Source organism: Janthinobacterium agaricidamnosum, from assembly GCF_003667705.1.
Classification (GTDB): Bacteria; Pseudomonadota; Gammaproteobacteria; order Burkholderiales; family Burkholderiaceae_D; genus Janthinobacterium.
Genome location: NZ_CP033019.1, coordinates 3094782 through 3113346 on the forward strand (window position 1 = coordinate 3094782; position 18565 = coordinate 3113346).

At 66.3% G+C, this 18565-nt stretch carries 17 protein-coding genes; 2 read left to right on the forward strand and 15 right to left on the reverse strand.

Annotated elements, in window-relative coordinates; all coding sequences use genetic code 11:
• Positions 1-19: 19 nt before the first annotated feature.
• The 9 genes from D9M09_RS13915 to D9M09_RS29350 form a co-directional block, all read right to left on the reverse strand.
• The gene (locus D9M09_RS13915) at positions 20-1075 is read right to left on the reverse strand and encodes an ABC transporter substrate-binding protein (RefSeq protein WP_162995676.1); all 1056 of its coding nucleotides are present in this window, start codon (positions 1073-1075) and stop codon (positions 20-22) included.
• 48 nt (positions 1076-1123) lie between these two features.
• The gene (locus tag D9M09_RS13920) at positions 1124-2197 is read right to left on the reverse strand and encodes an ABC transporter substrate-binding protein (RefSeq protein WP_121669605.1); all 1074 of its coding nucleotides are present in this window, start codon (positions 2195-2197) and stop codon (positions 1124-1126) included.
• A 33-nt stretch (positions 2198-2230) separates the two neighbouring features.
• Positions 2231-3112, reverse strand: a complete 882-nt coding sequence (locus tag D9M09_RS13925) for an ABC transporter ATP-binding protein (protein WP_121669606.1) — start codon at positions 3110-3112, stop codon at positions 2231-2233.
• Positions 3109-4389 (reverse strand): MFS transporter, encoded by a 1281-nt coding sequence (locus D9M09_RS13930; RefSeq protein WP_162995677.1) that lies wholly within the window; start codon positions 4387-4389, stop codon positions 3109-3111. The genes D9M09_RS13925 and D9M09_RS13930 overlap by 4 nt, the downstream gene beginning before the upstream one ends.
• Complete coding sequence (locus tag D9M09_RS13935; protein WP_099409382.1) at positions 4382-5146, reverse strand: ABC transporter permease; 765 nt, start codon at positions 5144-5146, stop codon at positions 4382-4384. Before D9M09_RS13935 ends, D9M09_RS13930 begins: the two co-directional genes overlap by 8 nt.
• On the reverse strand, positions 5143-5979 hold the full coding sequence (locus tag D9M09_RS13940; RefSeq protein ID WP_121669608.1) for an ABC transporter permease: 837 nt from the start codon (positions 5977-5979) through the stop codon (positions 5143-5145). The genes D9M09_RS13935 and D9M09_RS13940 overlap by 4 nt, the downstream gene beginning before the upstream one ends.
• Positions 5976-7049 carry a PhnD/SsuA/transferrin family substrate-binding protein gene (locus D9M09_RS13945; RefSeq protein WP_121669609.1) on the reverse strand — a complete coding sequence of 358 codons (1074 nt, stop codon included), beginning with the start codon at positions 7047-7049 and terminating at the stop codon, positions 5976-5978. The genes D9M09_RS13940 and D9M09_RS13945 overlap by 4 nt, the downstream gene beginning before the upstream one ends.
• Positions 7050-7071: 22 nt before the next feature.
• Entirely contained in the window at positions 7072-7824 is a 753-nt protein-coding gene (locus D9M09_RS13950; protein WP_121669610.1) for a class II aldolase/adducin family protein, read from the reverse strand.
• Positions 7825-8068: 244 nt separating this feature from the next.
• The gene (locus D9M09_RS29350; RefSeq protein ID WP_205602368.1) at positions 8069-8659 is read right to left on the reverse strand and encodes a hypothetical protein; all 591 of its coding nucleotides are present in this window, start codon (positions 8657-8659) and stop codon (positions 8069-8071) included.
• On the opposite strand from D9M09_RS29350, the gene D9M09_RS29355 reads away from it, so the two are divergent.
• The gene (locus D9M09_RS29355; protein WP_205602369.1) at positions 8652-9092 is read left to right on the forward strand and encodes an ABC transporter substrate-binding protein; all 441 of its coding nucleotides are present in this window, start codon (positions 8652-8654) and stop codon (positions 9090-9092) included. The two genes, D9M09_RS29350 and D9M09_RS29355, sit on opposite strands and share 8 nt — an antisense overlap.
• A gap of 135 nt (positions 9093-9227) precedes the next feature.
• Here D9M09_RS29355 and D9M09_RS13960 read toward each other — a convergent pair whose 3' ends face one another.
• The 4 genes from D9M09_RS13960 to D9M09_RS13975 form a co-directional block, all read right to left on the reverse strand.
• Positions 9228-11600, reverse strand: coding sequence for a TonB-dependent receptor (locus tag D9M09_RS13960; RefSeq protein WP_121669611.1), 2373 nt, complete (start codon positions 11598-11600; stop codon positions 9228-9230).
• Between the two features lie 222 nt (positions 11601-11822).
• Positions 11823-12977, reverse strand: coding sequence for an LLM class flavin-dependent oxidoreductase (locus D9M09_RS13965; protein ID WP_121669612.1), 1155 nt, complete (start codon positions 12975-12977; stop codon positions 11823-11825).
• Positions 12978-13003: 26 nt separating this feature from the next.
• On the reverse strand, positions 13004-14086 hold the full coding sequence (locus D9M09_RS13970) for an LLM class flavin-dependent oxidoreductase (protein ID WP_121669613.1): 1083 nt from the start codon (positions 14084-14086) through the stop codon (positions 13004-13006).
• 233 nt (positions 14087-14319) lie between these two features.
• The gene (locus tag D9M09_RS13975) at positions 14320-15510 is read right to left on the reverse strand and encodes a sigma-54 interaction domain-containing protein (RefSeq protein ID WP_121669614.1); all 1191 of its coding nucleotides are present in this window, start codon (positions 15508-15510) and stop codon (positions 14320-14322) included.
• A gap of 157 nt (positions 15511-15667) precedes the next feature.
• On the opposite strand from D9M09_RS13975, the gene D9M09_RS13980 reads away from it, so the two are divergent.
• Entirely contained in the window at positions 15668-16999 is a 1332-nt protein-coding gene (locus D9M09_RS13980) for an LLM class flavin-dependent oxidoreductase (protein ID WP_121669615.1), read from the forward strand.
• Here the strand turns inward: D9M09_RS13980 and hmgA are convergent, their stop codons facing one another.
• Positions 17000-18304 carry a homogentisate 1,2-dioxygenase gene (gene hmgA, locus D9M09_RS13985; RefSeq protein WP_070291429.1) on the reverse strand — a complete coding sequence of 435 codons (1305 nt, stop codon included), beginning with the start codon at positions 18302-18304 and terminating at the stop codon, positions 17000-17002.
• Complete coding sequence (locus tag D9M09_RS13990; protein ID WP_070218444.1) at positions 18301-18486, reverse strand: DUF2783 domain-containing protein; 186 nt, start codon at positions 18484-18486, stop codon at positions 18301-18303. Before D9M09_RS13990 ends, hmgA begins: the two co-directional genes overlap by 4 nt.
• Positions 18487-18565: the final 79 nt, after the last annotated feature.

Below are 18565 nucleotides of genomic sequence, written 5' to 3' on the forward strand. Positions count from 1 at the left end.
GCCACGCCCTGCGGCCGGACTACACCTTGGCCGGCTCCCAGTAATTGGCCAGGCCCAGCTTTTTCAAGCCGGCCGCCACGAAACGCGGTTCCAGCAACTCTTCCGCCGTCAACGGCTGGCGGATCAGCTTTTGCTCCTGCGCAAACGCCAGCACCCGGCGGTAATGGCGGTACACGGCGTCGTCGTACAGGGGCGACCAGCGCTCCTTCCACTGCAGGCCCGGATCGTCGTAGCTGCGCCGCACCACGCTGTCCGGTGTGCCGTTGCGCGTACCATCCTTGATGATCGCCTCGCGGTTGCCATCGAGCGCCGCCCAGTGCTGGGCCCGCAGCCAGGCCGTGGCCACCAGTTCGGCGATATCGGGATGGGCTTGCGTAAAGTCGCGCCGCGCCCACAGTTCCGCCCGCATTTTCCTCTCCGGCAAGCCCTTGCTGGACCAGATGATGCGGCCGATACCCTTGTCTTCCAGCGGATAGCCATTGATCATGAACAAGGCGTCGACGGCGCCCGTGGCCAGCGCGGCCGTGCCCGGCTTCAAATCCATATTGATCAGGCGGAAATCCGTGGGTGACATGCGCTGGTCGGCAATCAGTTGGCGCAAGCCCAGTTCCCACGGCCGGCCCCGGTGCACGCTGATGCGCTTGCCCTTCAGGTCGGCCAGCGAGGTGGCGCGCGAACCGGTGGGCACCAAGAGGAACTGGTCCGTGCCCCGGCCCGCCGGCACGATCACCTGCGTGCGCACGCCGCCCGCGTTGAGTATGACGGACGGCAAGTCGCCATACGCGGCCATGTCGATGCGCCCGCTGGCGAACGCCTCGTTCATGGTCGCGCCCGTGTCGCCCGTGACGGGCAGCCATTCCAGCCGCACGCCGCGCAGCTTGAGTTCGCGGGCCAGCCAGCCTTCCTGCTGCACGCGGTAAGCGATGCCGCCCAGTTCCGCCTTGCCGTTTTCCGCAAAGCCCGTCGAGGCGATGCGCAGGGCTGCCGGCGGCGCCCCCGCCGCTTTCGCCGCCGAGGCCGCCTTTCCCGCCAGGGGCAGCAAGGCCAGCCCGCCCATCACCGTGCGTCGCCGCATCGCATTCTCCTCATCATCGAACATGGCCACCGTTGACGTGCTTCCCGCTCAGGCCGCGCGGCGCGTCTGCGCCAGCGCCGCGTCGAAAGGACGGGGATCGATCCACGCGCGCACGTCGACCTTGCTGGGCAGGAAGTTCCAGCGGAACAAAAAGTCGCTGAAATCCTGCAAGCCCGCGATCGACGTTTCCGCCAGATCCGTGTCCAGGCGCAGATGGGCATCCTTGCCGTAGGCCACTTGCACCCAGTGCTCGCTGGCATTCGATTCGCGCGCCAGAAAACGCCGCGTGTCGTCCGCGTGACCGCGCGCCCATGCTTCGGCCCGCAGCACTTGCTCGACCAGGGTGACGGCCGAGCTGAAATGATGGTCGAGCAAGTGCGCATCGACGCTCAGAGTGCGCGGCGTGCCATTGTTGGCGCGGATCAAGGGCTCCGGATGGCTGCCCGTGTCGATCACTGTGTGCAAGCCGAACTGCTGCGCCAGCTGGGCGGCCGAAGCGCCTTTCAGGAAGATGGCGTCGACCTCGCCCCGTAGCAGCCCCAGCAGTTCCGGGCTTTGCCCGCCGCGCCGCGCACCGCTGAACAGATTCGTCGCCGCGCCCCGTTCCGGCGGCATTTCGCTCTGGCCCGCTTGAATGACGTAATCGACCAGTTCCACGTCGGCAACCGTCAAGCCTTCCAGGCTCAGCGCGTTTTCCAGCCCGCGCAAGGCTTGCGCACGCGCAAAATCGATCTGCGCCCTGGCCCACAGAGGCAAGCCGAAGCGCCGGCCCTTCAAGTCGCGCACCGTCTCGATGCCGCTGCCGGGAAGAGTCAGGATCAGCTGCGTCTCGTCAGACCACGACAGGCCGATGACGCGCGTGTCGCGCCCCGCCGCCCTGGCCCACAGGGCGGGAATATTGCCGCCGTGGCGCACGGAATTTTGCAAGGTATGGTCGAAATGCGATTCGCGCACGGCTTCCTGCTCCGATTCACGCAAGGAGCGCAAGCTGGTGCCATCGGCGCGCAAGGCTTCTTCCAGCCAGCCCTGCTGCAGGGAAATGCCCAGGCCCGTGGGGACGGGACAGCGCGTGTACCACAGGGTGTCGAGTGCTTGGTTTGCTGCCTGACTTTCATTGCTCATGCTGTCTCTCCAGGTTGATGGATATCAAAAAAACTACAGCGCCATCCTGCGCGCCCATTCATTGCCATCCCACAGGGTGCTGGGATCCACTTCCTGCGCCACGGGCGCGTGCGCATCGTCGAGGTCGCTGAAATCCGCATGCAAGCCGTCGCGGATGGCAACGAAACCGGGCGAACCGCGCTGGCGCGGGTGGGCCAGCGGCACGTCCTGCACCCTGCGCACCTTGCCCGGCCGCGCATCGAGCACGACGATGCGGTCGGCCAGATACACGGCTTCGTCGATGTCATGCGTGACCATCACCATGGTGATGCCCTCGTCCTGCCACAGGCGGCGCAATTCCTGCTGCAAACGCAAGCGGGTCAGCGCGTCGAGCGCACCGAGCGGCTCGTCCAGCAGCAGCACGTCGGGCCGCCCGACCAGCGCGCGCGCGATGGCCGCCCGTTGCGACATGCCGCCCGACAATTGATGCGGATAGGCATCCGCATAGCCGTCGAGGCCCACGCGCGCGATTTCCGCCGCCACGCGCGCGTCGCGCTCGGCCTGCGGCACACGGGTATTGCTGAACGCCACGGCCACGTTCTGCTGCACCGTCAGCCACGGAAACAAGCGATGATCCTGGAACACGAGGCCCCGGCGCAAGTCCGTGCCACGGATCGGCACGCCGTCGTGCAGCAGCAAGCCCGTGTAGTCCGTATCGAGACCCGCCAGCAGACGCAGCAAGGTGGATTTGCCGCAACCGGAGGCGCCCACGATGGCGACGAATTCGCCGGGGGCGATGGTCAGCGAAATATCGTCGAGCACGGTTAGCGGCGCGCCTTTCAGCGAAAACGACTTGCTCACGTGCTGCACTTGCAAGCCGCCGCTCAGCTGCTGCCGCTGGGGCAGCAAGGTCGATGGGGAAACAAAATCATTCATGGCGTACTCTCTGCGGTGGGGGCGAGGGAAGGAATGGCGGCGGGCGGTGCCCGGCGCAGCCAGCGGCTGCCGTGGAAAACCAGCCAGGCGGCCAGCCAGGGAGCCAGCCAGATCAAAAACACATTGCGCAAGCCCGTCACGTCGGCCAGATGGCCGGCCGCCAGCGCGCCAACCGTGCCGCCCACCATGCCGAACAGGGTCAGATGGGCGGAAACGCGAGCCTTGTCGACGGGGGCGCGGGCGATGTTGTCCGTATTGACGAGGTTATTCACGCCCAGGCCCAGTCCCAGCAGCACGGAAGCGGCCAGGTAGGCGACGCTGGACGGCCACAAGCCCAGGATCAGCAAGGCGGCCATGATGGCCAGGTGCGCGCCGCCATACAGCTGCTCGCGGTAACGGCTGGCCAGCACGAAGCGCCCCAGGAACAGCAGCACGAGCACGCAGCTGAGTCCCTGCACGGCCATCAGCCAGACGGAGTGGTGCGCAGGCCAGTGCAGCACGCGGATCGCCAGCAGGATGGAAAACACGCCCACGCTGGATGCCGTGAAGCTGGCGAGGATTTCGAACAGGTAAGTCACGCGCACGATAGGCAGGCGCAGCAGCTCGCGCAGGCTGGCCGCACCGGGCAGCGCACTTTGTCCCATCTGCTTGCGCGGTGCCGTGTTATCCGGCAAAGTATTGTTGGGCAATACGTGCCAGCCCAGCACGGCCAGGATGGCGAACATCAGGGCGGAAATCAAAAAGCCCGCCTTCAGGCCCAGCTGCGCGATCAGGTAGTTGCCGCAGAGGGGACCCAGGAACTGCATGCCGAGGATCAAGGTGCCCTTGTACCAGCCCGCCTTGCCCTGCCCCAGTTCCGGCAGGCGCACGAGAAACACGGTGCTCATGGCCACGATGCGCAGCGAAATGCACAGTCCCACGAGAAACATCAGCAGGGCCACCCATTGCCAGCCGGGCAGCCACGGCAGCACGCAAAAGGCCAGCGCCAGGCTCAGGCTGACGCCCGCATACAAATGCTTCGGATTGCCGCGCGAAAGAATATAGCCGGCCGGAATCGTGCCCAGCGCCATGGCCAGGGTTTCCGCGCTGCTGATCGCGGCCAGCTGGAAATTACTCACGTGCAAATGCAAACCCAGCAAGGTGGCCAGCACCTTGTTCATGCCGATCGTTACGCCCGACAGCAGGGTCAGGCCGATAAAGCGCAGCAGGAAGGCGCGCAACTCGCCTTCGCGGGCACTGACGGCCGCGTCTGGCTGGAATGGCAGGGATTTACTCACTGCTGCGCCCCTTCACCAGCAAACGCGCGAGGCGCGCAAACGCCACGTTCATCGCTTGCGCCAGCAAGGCGATCACGAGCACGGCCAGCAGCACGACGTCCATACGGCCCGATACTTCACCGTTGAGCAACAGGGAACCCATGCCGGGACCGGCCGCAAACAGCAGTTCGCCGCCGAGGCAAGCGAGCCAGGCGAACGCCAGCGCATGCGTGACGCCGGTGACGATGGCCGGCATGGCGCCCGGCAACAGAATCTGGCGCAGGGTCTGCCAGCGCGTCAGGGTCAGCACCTGCCCCACTTCGCGCAGTCTCCCTTCCACCTGGCGCATGCCCGCATACGTGTTGAGCACGGTGGGATAAAAGGCGGCGATGGCGATCACGAGCAGCTTGGCGCCGTCGCCATTGCCCACCCACAATCCCAGCAAGGGAATCAGCCCCAGCAAGGGGACTTGGCGGATGCTGTGGAACAGCGGGCCGATCAGCCGGTCCGCCAGCGGCGACTGCGCCATCAGCGCGCCCGTGACGATGCCGGCGCTGCCGCCCAGCAGCAAGCCGGCCAGCGTGCGGCCCAGGCTGGCGCGCAGATGCACCCACAGTTCGCCCGTCCAGACCAGGTCGCGCAGGCTGTGCGCCAGATCGCCCAGCGAGACGAAGATGTAGGCGGCGGCAGCACCCTGCCCGGAGGCCCATTGCCAGGCGCCCAGCAAGGCCAGCGGCAGCAGCGCGCCCTTGAAGATCACACTCAAACGTTGCTTCATGCGTTCTCTCCACTGCGCTTCCAGCGCATCAGCCGTGCTTCCAGCGCGTGGCAGGCCCGGTCCAGGCCGAAGCCGATCACGCCCGTCAGCACCACGCCCACCATCACCACGTCGAGGCGGAACATTTGCCGGCCCATTTCCATCATCTGGCCCAGGCCGCTGTCGGCGGCCAGTAATTCCGCGCCCACCAGCACCATCCACGAACGCGACAGCGCGATGCGCATGCCCGTCAGCGCAGCCGGCACGATGGCGGGCAGGACGATCAAACGGATGCGCTGCCAGCGCGAGAAGCAATACACTTGCGCTACCTCAAAGTAACGCTGCGACAAGTTGCGGATGGCGTCATGCACGGCCAGCGCCACGATGAAGAAGCTGGCCTTGGCCACGATAAACACCTTGAAACTCTCGCCTATGCCGAACAGCAAGATAAACAAAGGGATCAGGGCGACGGTCGGCAGCTGGCGCAGGATATTGAACGTGGGATCGACATAGCTGCGCAAGCCTGGCGACAGGCCCAGCAGGACGCCGAAGGCCAGGCCCGCGCTGGCGCCCAGGCCGAAACCGGCCAGCAGGCGGAACAGGCTGATGCCCAGGTGCTGGCCCAGTTCTCCGCTTTCGGCCAGGTCCGCCGCCGTCAGCAGAACTTGCCACGGCGACATCAAGATGTGCGCAGGCATCCATTCGAAGGTGGTGGCGATGCTCCACAGCAGCAGCAAGGCCAGCGGCGACGCCCACACGGACCAGGGCGAGCGCACAAAGCGCCGCAGCCAGGGAATGGACGCCGCATGCGCAGGCGCACAAGAGCGCGGCAAGGCGACAGTGAGGGAAGTCATGGCGCCCAGTACGTTTGCAATTTCAGCTGCGCCAGCGCCTGGTTGACGAACTGGGGCGCGAACAGGCTGTCGACTTGCAGGGGCCGCCCGATCAGGCCCGCGCTCTTCGCATATGCCGCCTCGCCCAGGTAATGCTGGCGCAGGCTGGCCGTGAACAATGGCGACCAGCGCGCCTGCCACGGCGTATGGTCGCCTGCCAGTTCGCGCCGCACGACGCTTTCCACCTGGCCCGCCGCCGCCTCCGTGCGCACGTATTCGTCTTCGCCACCGGCGCCGGCGGCCCGGTGGTGCTCGCGCACATAGGCCGTCACCACCAGCTGGGCCAGCTGCGGCCAGCGTTGCAGGAAGCCGCTGTCGGCCCACAGTTCGGCGCGCATCTTCCAGTCCTGCGGCGGCGCCTTGCTGGACCAGATGATCTTGCCGACCTTTTTATCTTCCAGCAAAAAGGCGTCGCTGAGGGTAAAGAAGGCATCGGCGCCGCCCGTGGCCACGGCCGCCGCGCCCGCCTGCGGATTGAGGTTGAGGATTTTCACGTCGCGCAAAGTCATGCCATTCGCTTCCAGCAGGCGCGCGAACGGGTATTCCCACGGCCGGCCACGGTGCAGGGCGATCTTCTTGCCCTTCAGCTCCTTGATCGACTTCGCCGTGGAGCCGTTCGGCACCACCAGGTAAGTGTTGCTGAAGCTGCCGCCCGGCAAAATCAGCCGCGTCTGCAGGCCCGAGGCATTGGCGATGATCGATGGCAGGTCGCCATACTGGGCCAGGTCGATCGAGTGGTTGGCAAACGCCTCGTTGACTTGCGTCGCCACGGAATTGGTGGTGACGGGCACCCATTCCAGCTTCACGCCCAGCTTGCCCAGTTCGGCCGCCAGCCAGCCTTGGGCGGCCACCTGGGCGGCCGAACCGGCAAACACGGTCTTGCCGGACGGCGCCGTGCGCGCCACGACGGCGATGCGCACGGCGGCCGGCAGCGGCTCGGCCGCCGCCGCGATGGCTGGCGCCAGCAGGCTGGCCGCCATTACGGCGACAGACAGCTTGCGCCAGCTCAAACCTAAGAATTTCAATGACATTGCGGGCCTGTTCTAGTAAGGGTTACACCAGGTCGGTGGCAGGCAATAATGACAAGGCGCGCGCCGTGTCGATCAGCTTGCTCATCTTCCATTGCTGCAGCAGCACGCCGGGACCGAAGTCGCGCGAACCGCCGATGGCTTCGGCCGCGATCTGGATCTGCGCGCCCTCTTCCAGCAGCAGGATGAATTCGGCCAGCTTCAGCAAGCCCTGCTTGCCCCACACGGTGGCGCCGCCATTCGCTTCCAGGATGGCCGTCGCATGCGTATTGCGCGCGATTTCGCCGAGGATGAAATCGACTTCGGGCTGGCGGCGGTCGATATAGATGGGAATTTCACGGATCAGCTGGAAGCGCTGCACGGGCACATAGCGGATCGGCAGGGTGCGGTGCGTCTGCGCCCACGCACCCAGCGACGGCGAGTGCACGTGCGAGATCGACGTGACCTCGGGCCGCTCGCGGAACAGTTTCAGATAGCGCGCGCCGCCGTTGTTGGCGTCGCCGAGCAGCACCGTGCCGTCCAGCGCCAGCACGGCCGCCTTCAGGGGCTGGCCGCGGCGGAACGGGCCCGGGTCGTTGACCACCACGACCTTGTCGCCGCCAGGGGTGCGTTCGACAAAGCCCACCGTGCCATTGGCCGTCAGGCTGCCCGTCTCGCGCAAGCCGTCGAAGGCGATCTGCGCATCGCGCCGCACCTGTTCCACGAAGGCCAGTTCGGCCGCCGTCAGATCCTGGGTTTGTACTTGCTCTGGTGCTTGTGCTTGTGCCACGTCCGTCATGTCATGCTCCATTCTTGAGGTTGAGGTACGAATCAGTCATGCCTCTACTTTCGCAAGACGCGTGCCAGCGCCGGGGCCGTACAAATGACGGAGCGCTGCTGCCTGTGCAACAGCGGCTGCTGGCATGGCAGCAGTGGTACGGATATGCACTGTCTACCAGCCAGCAAGCGCGGTTCGGGGTCTGACCCGGCGGGTCAGACCCCGGCAGCAGGCATGTTTCGTGCAGCGTTCGGTCTTCCTCACCTTACCAAGGAATCCCATGACCACCGCAACCGCCCCCGCCGTCGATACCGTCTGGTTCACCCGCTGCCCCGTGCCCACGGCCACGGGCCTGGCCTATAAACTGGGCTGGCTGGACGAAGAATTCGCCCGCGACGGCATCGCCTTGAAGACGCTGCAGGAAGTGGGCGGCGAGCTGGCGCGCCACCATTACGACCATGGCCTGTCCACGCTCGTGCGCGAAGGGGGCAACCTGCTGGCCTTGCCCGCGCGCGCGCAAGGAGCACCCACGCGCCTGATCGGCCTGACGTGGATCGATGAATGGCAAGCCATCCTCGTGCGCCCCGGTTCCGGCATCGCCACGCCCGCGCAGCTGCAGGGCAAGCGGCTGGCGCTGCCCGTGTTCCGCGCCGAAGACTTGCGCGAGAACCGGCGCGGGCGCAGCATCGCGCGCGGCATGAGCCTGGCCGGCTACAAGGGCGTGCTGGCGTCGGCCGGCCTCACGCTCGACGATGTGCGGCTGGTGGAAGTGGGTGCCGACGCCCAGGCATCGGCCAATCTGGGCGCGGGCCTGTGGCAAGGCATAGGCCCGCGCGGCGGGGCTGGAAGTGGCCATCGACATCGACGCCCTGCCCGACCGGCGCTTCCGCGTCAACAACGGCACGCCGCGCCCGATCACCGTGCATGCAACCATGCTGGAACAGCATTTCGAGCTGGTCGTGCGCTTTTTGACGCAGACCTTGCGCGCCGCGCACTGGGCGCGCAGCCACAAAGAAGAGGTGCTGGCCATCCTGCAGGGCGAGACGCGGGCCGGCGCCGACGCCGTGGCCGAAGCCTACCGCGACGGTTTTCACCTGACCCTGGCGCCCGACCTGTCCGACGACAAGGTGGCGCTGTTCCGCCAGCAGAAGGATTTTCAATTGCAGCACGGTTTTCTCGACCGCGACGTCGATATCGACAGCTGGATCGACCGCCGGCCATTGGAAGAGGCCCAGCGGCGGCTGGAGGCGCTGCTGCGGCTGGAGGCGCTGCTGCGGGTGGCGGCGTAGTGGTGTTGTCGGCTTACGCTGCGCTAAGCCGACCTACCGCTGCGCTGAGCCGACCTACCGCTGCGCTGAGCCGACCTACTGGAAGAAAAAATGGCCGGCGAGTTTGCCGGCCTTTTTTACCTCAGGCAGTCACGCTCAGAACTGCACCGTGTACGACGCGCCCACCGTGCGGCCCTGGCCGATGATGACGGTGTCGCCGTTGACGGCGCCCGGCACGAAGCTGGTCAAGGTGTGGTTGCGGTAGACCTTATCGGCCAGGTTGTTCGCATATGCCGTGATCCGCTGCTTGCCGCCCGGGAGCACGTACGACAGGCGGGCATTGGCCAGCGCGAAGCCGCCCTGGTTCAGCAAGCCGCGCGCGTCGCTTTGCGGGTCGACATAGTAGTACTGCTTCGACGTATAGCGCACGTCGCCGCTGAAGACCAGCTGCGCGCCATTGCCCAGCGGGTAGCGGTAGTCGGCCGCCAGCAGCGCCGTCACGTGGGGCGAGCGCACGAATTCGTTGCCGGAGCGGTCGCCGCCATTGTTCTGGATGGCGAAATCGTCGAATTCCGTGCGCAGCAGGCCCAGGTTGGCGTTGATGTGCAGGTTGTCCGTCGGCTGCGCCTCGATCTCGAATTCCGCGCCGTTCACGTGGGCCTTGCGCACGTTTTGCAGGTAATTGACGCTTTGCGTGGGGTCGCCGTTGTACACGCCCGTGATATTGACCTGCACGTTCTTGTAATCATAGTGAAAAACGTTGGCGTTGAAATTCAAGCGCCCGTCCAGCCATTCGGACTTGATGCCCGCCTCGAACGAGTTCAGGGTTTCCGGCTTCACCGTATTGAGCGCCCGCACGTCCGTGGCGCTCGTGTTGTAGCCGCCCGACTTGATGCCGTGCGCGTATTTCAGGTAGCCGCGCAGGGTGCGGCTGAAGCGGTATTCGGGCGTCACGTCATACGTCAGCGCGTTCCACGTGGTCGATGGATTCGACGTGAAATTGTTGTTGGCCACGGAGGCGGCCGTGTAATTGCCGCCCCGGACCGTGTTCCACCAGCTGGCCGCGTCGCCGAACGTCACCGTGTTCGATGCGGCCTGCACGCGCTGCAAGTCCAGGTCCTTGGTTTCCGTGGTCCAGCGCAAGCCAAACGTGGACAGCAGCTGCTCGCTGAAGTTGACGGTCGTGCTGCCGAAGATGGCCGCGCTGCGCGCCTTGTGCTGGTAAATGGTACGGTTGTAGCCAACGGGCTGGGTGCTGCCCGCCAGCGCCGGCACGGTACCGTTGGGCAGGCGCGCGCCGGCCGCATCGGCATCGATCTTTTCATTGAAGTAGAACAGACCCGCCACCCAGCTCACGGCGCCGTTCTGCGGCGACGTCAGGCGCAGCTCCTGCGACACTTGTCGGCTGCTGGCCTTGGAACGGCTGCGGCCCACTTCCAGCGGCGTATTGTCGCTGTCGCCCGTGGCCTCGTTCCTGAAATTTTCATAGCCCGTGATGGAAGTGAGGGTCAGTTCGCCCAGCGCATATTCGAGGTTCAGCTGGGCGCCGCCCTGTTTCACGTCGCTGTCGGCCGGCGCATTCGTGCTCACGTCGTCGGGATTGGTGCTGGGGACGTAGCCGTTGCGGTACACGCCATTGGCGCCATAGCTGGCCACGGTGGTGGTGGCGCCCTTGGTCGTGTAGTCGCGGTAATGCAGGTTCAGATTCGCCGTCAGGTCGCGCCCGATCAGGGCCTTGAGCTGGCCGCGGATGGCGCTGTCCTTGAGTTTTCCATCGCGTTCGCCCGTAAACTGGTTGCGGAAGCGGCCCCTGTCCTGCTGCTCCGTATGGAAGGACAGCCGCCCCGCCAGCACCTCGTCGACAAGCGCGCCGCCGATGGCGCCTTCGGCCACGGTGGTGTCGTAGCTGCCGTAGTCGAGCTTGGCGTAGCCGCTGGACTTGAACGAGGGTTTGCGCGAGATCACGTTGATGGCGCCACCCGTCGTGTTCTTGCCCCACAGGGTGCCTTGCGGGCCGCGCAGCACTTCCACCCGGTCCAGGTCGAACAGGGGAAAGCCCGTGGCGCTGGAATTGCTGATGTAGACGTCATCGAGGTAGAAGCCGACGGGATTCGGAAAGTCCACCTGCTGCTGGCCCGCACCCACGCCGCGTATCCACCAGCGCGGGCGGCCGTGCTGCTGCGTGCCGGCCGAGGCGTTCGGTACGTAATTGAGGATTTCGCTGGCCGAGCGGCCGATGCCCGTGTCGAGCAGCTCCTTGCCACCCAGGACCGTGATCGCGCTGGGCACCTTCTGCGCCGATTCTTCGCGCTTTTGCGCCGTCACCGTCACCGATTGCAGCGAGGCGCCCTCGCCGGTGCCATTCGCGTCAGCCGCAGCGATGACATCGGCGCCAGGCGTTTCCGCATGGGCCAACCCTGGGGCGAGCATCAGGCCGCCGATGGCGAAGGCCGAGCGCAGCGCGCGGCGCACTGGCGTCAAATGAAGAGGAGATGGGGAGAAGGCGGCAGGGGCAGTCGAACGGCGCATGGGTGATTATCCTTGAGTAAAGTCAAAACGCGAGATGGTGATGACCTATATTGCAAGTGGCGTGCCCGCTGCCGCAGCGCAGCAAAATGGAAGTTAAGTGCTTGATTTCAAAGGGAGACTATCATCATGGTAGTGCTGTTGATTTGGCAGCAGCGCCGCCGCCGCGTGCTGCCTGCGCGACAGCAGTCGGTGGCGCTGCTGTCGCGGCAACAGGGGAAAGGATCAGGCGGCACGCAGCAGTGCCGCCGTGTGGCCGCGCACGAGCGGCAGCACTTCCTCGCCCACCCTGTACGCTTCTTCCAGGTGCGGCGTGCTGGCCAGGATGAAGGCGTCGGCGCCCAGCTGCACCAGCTCGTCCAGGCGTTCGGCCACCTGCTGGTAGCTGCCGACGATGCCCTGCGTCTGCCCGCCGCGCAGCAGATTGAAGCCGGACCAGATATTCGGCGCCGTGATCAAGTCCTTGTAGCTGTTCAAGGTGGTCGGGCGGTTGCCCCGCTGGCGCGCCGCGCCCACGGAATCGCCGCCATCGGTGCCGAGGAACTGGCGTAGGGTGGCCGCATCGACGGCCTCAAAGCCCTTGCGCACCTCGTCCCACGCTTCTTCTTCCGTGGCGCGGGCGACGATGTCGACGCGCACGGCGCACTTGATCTTGCGCCCCAGCAGCGCCGTCTTTTCCTGCACGCGGGCGAATTTCTCGCGCAGCTGCTCGAACGGTTCCAGCCACGTCAGGTAGTAATCGGCGTGCTTCGAGGCCGAACCGAGGGCCGCGTCGGACGAGCCGGAAAAATAGATCTCGGGGAAGTCCTGTTCGGACAACGGCGTGGCCAGGCCCGCGTCTTCCACCTGGTAGAACTTGCCCTGGTAGGAAAACGGTCCGCCGCGCCACACACCGCGCACCACGTCAAGGAATTCCGTCGTGCGCGTGTAGCGGTCGTCGTGGCCGGCCGCATCGCCCCACCACAGCTGTGCCGGGCCGCCGCCGCCCGTGATGACGTTGTACAGGGCGCGGCCGCCCGTGGCCCGCTGCAGGCTGGCCGTCATGCGCGCGGCCACCACGGGGTTCAGAAAGCCGGGCTGGAACGGGATCATGAAGCGGAAAGTGCGCGTTTCGCGCGCCAGCAGCGCGGAAATGGCCCACGGTTCATCCGTCATGGGAAACGACGGGATCAGGCCGCCCTGGAAGCCCGATAGCTCGGCCGCGCGGGCGATCTCCGCCAGGTAGTCGATATACGTAAAACCGTCGGCGCCACCACCACCGAGGCCGGCCTGGCGCAGGTTGTCATTGCCGGGAAACCAGTCGCCGCGAAACGGCGTGCGGGCGCGGTGCGAACTTGGTTCGCCATGCGTGGGGATGCGCCAGAAAAAATCGATTGCCATGTGAAGTACTCCTTGGTAAGTTAGATTCAGGCCGCTTTCAGCGCGGATGCCGTCAACGATGCGCGCACGAGCGGCAGCACGTGTTCGCCGACGCGATAGGCTTCCTCGAAATGAGGGATGGCCGCCAGCACGAAGCTCGACACGCCCGCCTGCGCGTACGCTTCCAGCGCGGCGGCCACCTGCGCATAACTGCCCACCAGGGCGCCGTGGGAGCCCGTCTGCGCTTGCGCAAAGCCGGGCCAGAACGCGGCGGCGCTGCCGTCGGACGGCAGTTCATCTGGCAGGCCCGCGCCGCTGCGGTAACGGCGCGCGTCGCGCAAGGCTTCGTCGAACGTTTCACGGGCCAGCACGTCGATGCGCAAGCCCGCCGCCACGATGCGGCCCAGCTGGCGCGCCTGCGTTTGCAGGCTGCCGATGGAAGGCTGCAAGTCCGCCAGCGGTGCCGCATCGAAGACGTGCACGTCGGCCTGGCGCGCCGACAGGGCCAGCGCTTCGGGCGTCTCGCCCGTCAGGTAGATGCCGTTGACGGGATGGTTCGCCAGCGGGCCCTTGAAGCCGCCGTCCTGCACCTCGAAGAACTTGCCCTTGAAGCTGAACGGCGACGTATTCTGCACGCCGCGCGCCACCGTGATGAATTCATCGATGCGGGGCAGAATATCGGCGTCCGGCGCCGCATCGCCCTGGCGCCTGCGCGCCGCCGCATTGCCGCCGTGGCCGATCTGCCAGGCGAAGCGCCCGCCCGTGAAGCGCTGGAAGCTGACGGCGTTCTTTGCCGCATACACGGCAGAACCCCAGGCCGCGTCGAATTCGGCGATCAGCTTCAGGTGGCGCGTGCTGCGGGCCAGGTAGCCGGCGACGATCCAGCTTTCATCGCCCTGCGTATCGTGGCGCACCTGGATGCCGTCGAAGCCGGACAGGTCGGCCGCGCGGGCGATCTGGTGCAGGTAGTCGAAGTAATTGAAGGGCGGACGCGCGCCGCGCGGGTCGCTCACGCCCGCCTGCAGGGGACTGGGCGCGCCAGCGGCCCGTTCGCCCCGGCGCGTGATGCCGGGCGCCGCGTAACGGCCGTCGCCGCTGGTGGGCAATTGCCAGATGAATTCGATGGTCATGCGTGGACTCCTGTCGTGGGTCGAAGAAAACACCGCCGCACATTGGCGCGGCGGCCTGCCCTTCCCTCCTCGCAGAAAGCATGCCATGCCCCGTGGGTCCGCCAGCGCCATTCTCTGTTGATTTGGCAGCAATCAGCTGCATCCACGGCAGCAGCGTGCTGCACGCGCAGCAGCCATGAAAAAAGCCGGAGCCGCAGCGCTGCGGGTCCGGCTCCAGGAGATCCATCACGCGCCTAGTCGATGGCGCCCGCCTTTTTCAAAAAGGTGCGCAGGATGTTGCGGCTCAGGTTCAGGTGTTTCGCCGTACGTACCTGGTTGCGCTCATTGCGCTCCCACGCGGCGCGCACCAGTTCCTGCTGCATCGCTTCGAATTCCACGGCCTCGCCCGAGTCGAGCAAGGCTTGCCAGGCGCGGGCAAAGCGCTCGGCGGCCAATAAATCGTCCTGGCCGGCCGCGCCGTGGGCCGCGTAGGCGATGTCGGCGCCGCCGGCCCACGCGTCCGGCACGGGCACAGGGGCGGATGCGGGCGCCGGAGCGCGGTGCCAGCCCGACAAGCTCAGGTCTTCGGCGCGCACGACGCCGCTGCGGCACACGAGCAGCGCGCGGTGGATGACGTTTTCCAGCTCGCGGATATTGCCCGGCCATGGATAGCCGAGCAAGGCCTCGTGCGCATCGAGGTCCAGCTCCACCTCGCCCAGATGCAGGCGCTGCGCATAGATGGCCATGAAGTGGCGCGTCAGCGGCATGATGTCGCCCGGGCGCTCGCGCAGGGGACGCAGCGGCAGGCCGATCACCTGCAGCCGGTAATACAGGTCTTCGCGGAATCGCCCGGCCCGCACGGCTTCGGCCAGGTCCACGTTCGTGGCGGCGATCAGGCGCACGTCGATGGGGATGGCGCGCCGCGCGCCCAGGCGCACCACTTCGCGCTCCTGCAGCACGCGCAGCAGCTTGACCTGCATCGCCAGCGGCAAGTCGCCGATTTCATCGAGGAACAGGGTGCCGCCGCTGGCCGTCTCGAACCAGCCCGGCTTGCCCTGCTGCGCGCCCGTAAATGCGCCCTTTTCATAGCCAAACAGTTCGCTCTCGACCAGGGTTTCGGAAAACGCGCCGCAGTTGATCGCCACGAAAGTCTGCTCGGCGCGTCCGCTCAAGCCGTGCACGTGGCGCGCAATCAGTTCTTTTCCCGTCCCCGTCTCACCCGTGATCAGCACCGTCGCCTCGCTGGGCGCGATGCGTTCGATCAGTTCGTGCAACTGGCGCGAACGGGGGTCGGCAAAGACAAAGGCCGTGGCGCGCACCAGCAAGCTCATTTGCTGCGGGTCGCGGAAGGCGACGAGCGCACCATCATCGTCGGCGCTGGCGCCACGGGCAAGGTGGGCGCTGCGCGCGAAATCGCTGCTGAAATTGTGGGCTAAGAGTTCCATGGGCCGACTATACCGCGCGCCATCTGCAGGCGTGAACGAATGGTGCCGCGCTAGCTTATCCGGATTTTGCATATGCGGGCGCTGGCCCCTTGCTGGCCCGAAGCTTGCATCGGCATTGACGCAGATCATGTTGCCACCCCACCACGGAGCTTCCCCCATGCCAGCACGCCAGCTCGTCCTGAACGTCTTTTTGCAGCGCCACGGCCACCACCCTGCCGCCTGGCGCCATCCGTCCGCCAGCGCCAGCGGACGGCCCGACCTGGCCTGGTGGCTGCGCGCCGCCCGGCTGGCCGAGGCGGCCAGGTTCGACAGCTTTTTCATCGCCGACTTCATCGGCCGCGCCGGCGACGTCACGGCGGACACGGGCCGCGCCGCCATCGGCCTGCCGTTCGAGCCTTTCACCCTGCTGTCGGCGATCGCCGCCGTCACGCGCCACATCGGCCTGATCGCCACCGTCAACACGAATTACGAACACCCGTATCACGTGGCGCGCAAATTCAGTTCGCTCGACCACCTGAGCGGCGGGCGCGCGGGCTGGAACGTCGTGTCCTCGTTCGGCGAACACACGGCCCGCAATTTCGGCATCGAGGCACCGCGCAGCCACGCGCAGCGCTATGCGCGGGCCGACGAATTCGTCGCCCTGTCCAAGGCCCTGTGGGATAGCTGGGACGACGATGCCTTCGACCGGCCAGACCGCGCCGGCGGCCGGTTCTACCAGCCGGCAGCGGGCCATGCGCTCGATTTCCAGGGCGAGTATTTCGCCTCGCAAGGCTTGCTGGACTTGCCCCGTCCCGTGCAGGGCCACCCCGTGCTGGTCCAGGCGGGCAATTCCGAGACGGGCCGCGAATTTGCCGCGCGGCTGGCCGAGATGGTGTACTGCTCCGCCACCTCGCTGCCCGTGGCGCAGGCGTATTACGCGGACGTGAAAGACCGCATGGCGACATACGGACGCACGGAAGATCAATTGAAAGTCACGCCCGGGCTGTCCGTCGTGGTGGCCGAATCGGACCAGCAGGCGCAGGACCAGTTCGGCGAGCTGCAGTCGCTGGTCGACTTCAGCAAGCTGGAATTTGGCGGCTTCGATTTGTCCGGCTACCCGCTCGACGGCCCCCTGCCCGACCTGCCCTACGCGGCCGGCGACAACGGCAAGGGACGTTTCCAGCAGCAGCTGGAGCTTGCCCGCCGCGAGCACCTGACCTTGCGCCAGCTGGTGCTGCGCTTTCGCGTGGCGCGCGGCCACCTGCAAGCGATCGGCTCCGTCAAGACGGTGGCCGACGTGATGGAGCAGTGGTTCGTGGAACGGGGCGCGGACGGCTTCAACGTCGTGCCGCCGCTGCTGCCGCAAGGTTTCGATAACTTTACGCGGCTGGTGGTGCCGGAACTGCAGCGGCGCGGCCTGTTCCGCACCGAGTATGCCAGCAGCACCCTGCGCGGCCACCTGGACCTCGACCGGCCCGCCAACCCGCATACGCGGGCGCGGGCCGCCTGATCAATCAGGATCCGGATCGAAATGCTTGCGCAAGCCTTGCCAGCACTCGAAATAATCGTGTTGCAGCAGGCCGCCGTCCAGCGCGAACGGCGTGGGCTTGAGGATGGTGCGCGTCTCGAACATGAAGGCCATGGTGTCGGCCACCTTCGCGGGCGCGGACGTGTCGCTGTGCGAGGCTTTCTCGAACGTCTGCGCATCGGGACCGTGGCCGGACATGCAGTTGTGCAGGCTGGCGCCGCCCGGCACGAAACCGGCCGCCTTGGCGTCGTACACGCCGTGGATCAAGCCCATGAATTCGCTGGCCACGTTGCGGTGGAACCAGGGCGGGCGGAACGTGTGCTCGGCGGCCAGCCAGCGGGGCGGGAAGATGGCGAAGTCGATGGCGCCGAACAGCGGATTTTCGCTCGGCGCCTGCAGCACGAGGAAGATCGACGGATCCGGATGGTCGTAGCTGATCGAGCCGATGACATTGAAGCGGCGCAAATCGTATTTGTACGGTGCGTAATTGCCATGCCAGGCGACGACGTCGAGCGGTGAATGGTCGAGCGTCGTGCGCCACAGGTGGCCGCCGAACTTGGCCACCAATTCGCAATCGCCGTCGATATCCTCGTAGGCCGCGTGCGGCGTGAGGAAGTCGCGGCTGTTGGCCAGGCCATTCGAGCCGATGGGCCCCATGTCCGGTAGGCGGAAAGCCGTGCCGAAATTTTCGCAGACATAGCCGCGCGCCTTGCCGTCCGGCAGGGTCACGCGGAAGCGCACGCCGCGCGGGATCACGGCGATTTCCTGCGGTTCCAGTTCGATCAAGCCCAGTTCCGTGGCAATCGCCAGCCGCCCTTCCTGCGGCACGACCAGCAATTCGCCGTCGGCCGAATAAAAGAAGCGCTGCATGGAGCGGTTGGCCGCGTACACGTGGATGGCGCAGCCGCTCATCGCTTCGGCGCTGCCGTTTCCCGCCATCGTTTGCCAGCCATCGATGAAATCGACCGGCGTGGCGTCGTCGGGCAGCGGCAGCGGGTCCCAGCGCAGCTGGTTCGGCGGCGTCGGCGGCATGGCGTGGAAATCGCTGACGATGCGCGTGTTTTCAGCCAATGTAAACGGCGGATGCTGGCTGGCGGGACGGATGCGGTACAGCCAGGAACGCCGGTTCTGCGCGCGCGGCGCCGTAAACGCCGTGCCCGACAATTGTTCCGCATACAGGCCCAGCGGCGCTTGCTGCGGCGAATTTTGCCCCTGCGGCAAGGCACCGGGGATGGCTTCCGTGGCAAACTCGTTGCCGAAGCCGCTTTGGTAGCCGGCGCCTATCATGCGCGCTCCGCCAGGCCGTCGGCCGCGTCGCGCAGCAAGCCTTGCACCACGTCGGCCTGGCCGATGGCGCCCATGGCCAGCAAGGCGAAGCGGGCCAGGAACAGCGGCGAGCGCTGCTCGCCCAGGCCGCCCATGGTGTGGCACAGCTCGGTGTATAAATTATCGAGTTCGATGTCGGTCATATGATCTCCTGATTTACTGTGCTCTTCCTTCGTTAACCCAAAAAGCGGAAGAGCTGGGGTCGGACCCTCAGGGACTCGG